The 1,559-nt window shown below is 43.3% G+C and carries 1 protein-coding gene; it reads right to left on the bottom strand.

Annotation, left to right across the window (positions count from 1 at the left end; genetic code table 11):
• Positions 1-25 precede the first annotated feature (25 nt).
• Positions 26-1,153, bottom strand: a complete 1,128-nt coding sequence (locus BGL48_RS10840; RefSeq protein ID WP_069362660.1) for an ISAs1 family transposase — start codon at positions 1,151-1,153, stop codon at positions 26-28.
• Between the last annotated feature and the right edge of the window lie 406 nt (positions 1,154-1,559).

The following is a 1,559-nucleotide window of genomic DNA, read 5'->3' as shown; positions in this document are numbered from 1 at the left end:
CACGGAAAACGCATGAACATCCGCGTCACGAAAGGCTTCCTAGCACGGTCGCGAGGTACTCTTGGTCCATCGCGCACATCATTCGCTTGCGTTGAATCCCGGCTTTGAAACTCTTCTCTTGCTTTAATAAATTCAAAACCATTTGCCTTATTCGTGCAAAAACTTCCGCTCGGTCATCGACTCTTATTCGGCAAGCATCTTCTTTTAATCCAACATCAAGTTGCCAGTGCATTGATTCAATTAACCAGTGTGAGCGCGTGGCATCATGAAGCTCTTTCGCTGTCAGTGCTTTTGAGCTTATATAATAGCGCACCGAAATATCAGACTCTTCGGCGTGTTTTCCTTCTTGTCGAACACTCACCATGATGCCCATCGTTTTTAATTCAGGCCAATCGTAAGCCAAATCACCTAATACACTTAAATCGGTATTAATCAGTGCACATCGTGTTTCTAAACGCCCATGCGATTTCTCTTGTGATGCGTAGCTATCACCATCAAATTTTTGAAGCATTGCCGGGCGGTAATAATTATCAAACGCTTTATCTAACTTGCCTTGATTTCCTTTAACGGCAAGCAAATAATCAGCATTTTTATCGATGATTTTCTGTGCAATTTTGTGCTGACAACCCATAGCATCTATGGTAATCAAACAACCTGAAATATCAAGCAGTTCCAGCAACTTAGGGATGGCAGTGATCTCGTTCGTCTTACTGTCTACTTTCGACTGTCCGAGGCATACACCATTTGCGGTTGCGAACGCATTAACCATATGAATAGCCGCTTGGTCTGTTGCTCGATTATATGAGCCCCTTAGTGTTTTTCCATCAATGGCAACCACTTCGCCATCCGTTAATTCATGACACGATTTCATCCATTCTATAAAAGCTTTTTGTAATGCCTTTGGACTGATGGTTCCCATCACTCTTGCGATCGTATCTGCCGACGGTGACGTTTTACCTGAAAAGCCAAAACGTAATAAGAAATCGCGCTGCTTACGGCCATAATCACTAATGCCTTTCCAGGTATCATGGCCAGAAAGAACCGCACAGATCGTTATCAAAATAATATCTGATAACGTATGTTCAACTTTTCCTTCTTGGCGAATATCTTTGATGGAAACGAAATGCATAAATGGACTTTTTTCTTCTGTCATTTTTAATCTCCTAAACATTAGGAGACCATTAAATCGCACTGAAAATGATCAACAAATTGATCCTTTATTTTCACTCATTTTAATTAATAAACATGGTTCAACGCACGATTTTCAGCCTTAATTGACAACTAAGTCATTAAATCGCTAGCCCAGGCATGCCGCGGATCTTCATGCGTTTTCCCTGGCTAGCCCAGGCATGCCGCGGATCTTCATGCGTTTTCCCTGGGTACGCTACCGCCCGGAGGTGTCGCTCCCCTGGGCGCGGTAACCGTCTGTTTTAAGGTATGTTTTACAAGTTGAGAGCCACTTTTCAGTAAAACACCATCATCTCTGTGATCTCTGTCGCCAAGAGTTCGTCCCCGAATCCCTTAGTTACTGGTGGTCACAAATCGCATTCCGGCCTCTG

The organism is Salinivibrio sp. SS3 (assembly GCF_001722105.1).
GTDB classification, from domain to species: Bacteria; Pseudomonadota; Gammaproteobacteria; order Enterobacterales; family Vibrionaceae; genus Salinivibrio; species Salinivibrio kushneri.
Note: the sequence above shows the minus strand (reverse complement) of the source record. Positions and strands in the feature narration are given on the sequence as shown.

What these genes read in the sequence shown, in the direction of transcription:
- BGL48_RS10840 (WP_069362660.1), bottom strand. Translation starts at nt 1,153, where the DNA reads ATGACAGAAGAAAAAAGTCCATTTATGCATTTCGTTTCCATCAAAGAT.